General features: G+C 62.4%; 3 protein-coding genes and 1 pseudogene. 2 read left to right on the top strand and 2 right to left on the bottom strand.

The features are described 5' to 3' along the window. Positions 1 to 134 precede the first annotated feature (134 nt). Complete coding sequence (locus tag AC1D1X_RS17755) at positions 135 to 1,511, top strand: sensor histidine kinase (protein ID WP_477698782.1); 1,377 nt, start codon at positions 135 to 137, stop codon at positions 1,509 to 1,511. 101 nt (positions 1,512 to 1,612) lie between these two features. Here the strand turns inward: AC1D1X_RS17755 and ispF are convergent, their stop codons facing one another. Both ispF and ispD read right to left on the bottom strand, forming a co-directional pair. After that, entirely contained in the window at positions 1,613 to 2,095 is a 483-nt protein-coding gene (gene ispF / locus AC1D1X_RS17750; RefSeq protein WP_477669234.1) for a 2-C-methyl-D-erythritol 2,4-cyclodiphosphate synthase, read from the bottom strand. A gap of 43 nt (positions 2,096 to 2,138) precedes the next feature. Then, positions 2,139 to 2,906: a 2-C-methyl-D-erythritol 4-phosphate cytidylyltransferase gene (gene ispD, locus AC1D1X_RS17745; protein WP_477669612.1), complete on the bottom strand. Its 768-nt coding sequence runs from the start codon at positions 2,904 to 2,906 to the stop codon at positions 2,139 to 2,141. A 146-nt stretch (positions 2,907 to 3,052) separates the two neighbouring features. Here ispD and AC1D1X_RS17740 point away from each other — a divergent pair. After that, positions 3,053 to 3,913: pseudogene (locus AC1D1X_RS17740) on the top strand (transcription-repair coupling factor); the annotation flags it as partial.

Below are 3,913 nucleotides of genomic sequence, written 5' to 3'. Positions count from 1 at the left end.
ACACAAAGTGAGCGACCGTGGGGGCAAGTATGGCGGGCCTGCAACAGGCGGCAACAGCTTGACTGCGGTAGCGCGGGCTTATCGTGCTAACGTCCATTGATCACAGCGCTCGCGCCCACGTACCCCACTTCCTTATGGACGCTACCAACCCAGTTCCGCTCGAAACCGCCCCGGCCCCGCTGGAAATGCGCCCGCGCAGGGGTTTCAGCCTGTTCTGGCGGACCTTCTTTTTCCTGGCGCTACTGCTGTTCGGCTCCATCGTTGCCTGGCTGCAGACCTTCCGGGCACTCGAATCCGAGCCGCGGGCCATCCAGAGTGCGCAGCAGCTGGCCTCGCTGGTCAATCTCAGCCGCGCCGCGCTCCGGTATTCCGACTCCATCGCCCGCGTATCGCTGATCAAGACCCTGGCGGACGAGGAGCGCGTACGCATCACGCCGAGGGAACCCAAGGACAAGTTCGAATTGTTCGAGAGCGACGAGTTGGGCGAGCGCACCGCCGAAGAACTCAAGGCGCGGCTGGGCAACGGCACGGTGGTGGCCAGCAGCGTCAACGGCCAGAAGGGCCTGTGGGTGGGCTTTACCATCGACGGCGATGCGTACTGGCTGCTCACAGACCCTTCCAAGATCGGGCCCTCGCGCAACAGCACCTGGATCATCTGGCTCATCACGGCGGCAGCGCTGTCGCTGGCCGGGGYAGCCTTTATTGCCCGCCTGATCAACCGGCCGCTCAAGCAGCTGTCGTTCGCGGCCAGCCGGATGCGGGACGGCGACTTCGATGCCAGCCTGCTCGATGAAAAAGTGGCGACCAGTGAAATCCGTGAGGTCAACATCGGCTTTAACCGCATGGCCGAGCAGCTGTCCAAAATCGAGCAGGACCGGGTCATCATGCTGGCGGGGATTTCCCATGACCTGCGCACCCCGCTGGCCCGGCTGCGCCTGGAAACCGAGATGAGCGTCACTGACATGGATGCACGCGAGCACATGGCGGCCGACATTACCCAGCTGGACGCCATCATCGACAAATTCCTTGACTACGCACGGCCCGAGCCACCGCGGCTGGAGCGGGTGTCACTCAATGCGGTGGTCGATGCCGCCGTATACGCCATCGCCGACTATGAAGACATGCGGGTCACGGTGACCATCCCGGACGACATGGCGGTGCTGGCCGACGAGGTCGAGTTGTCGCGCGTGATTTCAAACCTGCTGGAAAATGCCAGGCGCTACGGCAAGACACCTGAAACCGGCATTGCCTTGGTTGATATTGCGGCCAAAGGCCGTGACCAGTGGGTGCTGATCAAGGTACGGGATCACGGCATGGGCGTGGCGCCCGAGACCTTGTCCAAGCTCACCCGCCCGTTTTTCCGGGGAGACGCCGCACGCACGGCCGCTACCGGCGCGGGCCTKGGTCTCGCGATTGTCGAAAAGACGATTCACCGCATGGGCGGTGTGTTTGGCCTGGCCAACACAGGCTCCGGTGGGCTCGCCGCGCATATCAAGCTGCGCAGGAGCTGATTCCCCTTGCGGACGGTTGCCCGGCTCCGCAGCCGGCCTCAAAGAGAAATCACCCCTCCGACCAGGCAGGCCGTGCGCGATCAGCTATCAAAACGATAGCACTAAAAAAGCAGAACAACAGCCCGGGCTTCCATGCTCAGGCCCTGTCCTACCGGGCCGAGCTTTTCGGCGGTCTTGGCCTTGACGTTCACCTGTCCCACTTCCAGCGCCAGCACTTCTGCGATGCGCGTGCGCATTGCCGCAATGTAAGGCGCAAGTTTGGGCGCCTGCGCAATGACTGTGCTGTCGATGTTGCCGATCTTGTGGCCACGCTCTGCCAGCAAGCGCCCGACCTCCGCCAGCAAGACGGTCGAATCAGCGCCCTTGAAGCGCGCGTCGGTGTCCGGAAAATGCGAGCCGATGTCGCCCAGCCCGGCAGCGCCCAGCAACGCATCGGTGATGGCGTGCAACAGTACATCGGCGTCCGAATGGCCAAGCAGGCCGACGGTGTGGGGAATGTCCACACCACCGATGATGAGCTTGCGCCCAGGCACCAACGCGTGGGTGTCCCAGCCTTCACCGATTCGAAAATTCACGAGGGACATGGATGAGGGCTTTCATAAGATGGTTTGAATAGTCAGGCGGCATTCAAGGGCTGCCGGCAAAACCAGCCACTTCGCCGCTGCGTCTGCGCTGCCAGAGAATCGCTTCCGCCAGAGCGAAATCTTCCGGATAGGTCACCTTGAAGTTCTGCGCACTGCCGTTGACCAGCCTGGGCGATACGCCCATTGCTTCCATGGCGCTGGATTCATCGGTGACAGCGTCTCCTGTGTGCTCCAGCGCATCGATCAGCGCGCCGATACGAAACATTTGCGGCGTTTGCGCCAGCCATTTGTCGCTACGGTCCACAGTGGCGGCCACGCGGCCGTCCCGTTCGGTTTTAAGCGTGTCCGGCAGCTTTTGAGCCAGCAGGCCGCCCACAGAGTCATTGCGGCATTCATGGATCAAGGCCTTGATCTGCCCGGCTGTGACCAGGCAGCGCGCCGCATCGTGCACCAGCACCCAGTCGGTCAGGGCGGCGCCGCCGGGTTGCCGCGCCACCATCGCTTTGAGGCCGTTCAGCACCGTGGCCGCACGGGTCAGTCCACCACCAACCCACAGGGTTTCGTTCGTGTTGCCGAAATCGGGAAACACCTTCAAAAAGTCGTCATCCGACGGGGAAATGACCACCCACAAACCGGCGAAAGTGCCTGGAAGCGCCCGAAATGCCTCCACGGTATGGCGGACCATAGGGATGCCGTCAATCACCTGGTATTGCTTGGCTTGAGGGGTTCCGGCCCGGCTACCTTGCCCCGCACAGGGTATCAGCACAAAAAAACGGGGTTCGGAACGGTTATTGGCAAGGCTTGTCGTCATAACTTCATCATAGATTCTAAAATCGATGCTTGAACGCATGCAGGCACCCCACTCCGGATGGTTTGGGGTGTCTGGCTTTTGTCGTTTGAATTTTGGCCTTTTCCTTTTTTGATTGTTTGAAACGCCCCCAGCMAGCGCACCGATCAATGCACCTACCCTCACTCGTCACCGGCAAACGCTACACCCTGCCCCAGCCCGCCGGTTCCGCCGATGCCCTGCTGCTGGCGCGCCTGGGCATTCGCGAAAAAGCCGCCGGTAAGCTCACCGCCATCATCACGTCGGACGCCACCACGGCCCAGCGCCTGATGGACGAGATCGCCTTCTTTGCACCTGACCTGCGCTGCGCCCTGTTTCCCGACTGGGAAACCCTGCCCTACGACACCTTCTCGCCCCACCAGGACCTGATCAGCGAGCGCCTGGCCACCTTGTGGCGAATCCAGCAGCGCGACAAGGAAACTGGCGCCGACGTGGTCATCGTGCCGGCCACCACGGCGCTCTACCGCCTGGCGCCGCCCAGCTTCCTGGCGGGCTATACCTTCCAGTTCAAGGTCAAGCAAAAGCTCGACGAAACCAAACTTAAAGCCCAGCTCACCCTCGCCGGCTACAGCCACGTCACGCAGGTCGTCAGCCCCGGCGAATACGCGGTGCGCGGCGGCCTGATCGACCTTTTCCCCATGGGCAGCCCCGTGCCTTACCGCGTCGACCTGTTTGATGACGAGATCGACAGCATCCGCACCTTTGACCCCGACAGCCAGCGCAGCCTCTACCCTGTGCCGGAAGTGCGTTTGCTGCCCGGACGCGAGTTCCCGATGGACGACGAGGCGCGCGCCCGGTTCCGCAGCCGCTGGCGCGAGCTGCTGGACGGCGACCCGACCAAGAGCCGCATCTACAAAGACATGGGCAACGGCGTAGCCACCGCCGGCATCGAGTACTACCTGCCGCTTTTCTTTGAAGAAACGGCCACGGTGTTCGACTACCTGGGCGAAAGTGCCACTGTGGTGTTGCAC

This window comes from Polaromonas sp. P1_G4 (assembly GCF_056405475.1).
Note: the sequence above shows the minus strand (reverse complement) of the source record. Positions and strands in the feature narration are given on the sequence as shown.

Excerpts from the sequence above, each read along its gene's own strand:
- ispF (WP_477669234.1), bottom strand. The coding sequence starts at position 2,095 with ATGTCCCTCGTGAATTTTCGAATCGGTGAAGGCTGGGACACCCACGCG.
- ispD (WP_477669612.1), bottom strand. The coding sequence starts at position 2,906 with ATGACGACAAGCCTTGCCAATAACCGTTCCGAACCCCGTTTTTTTGTG.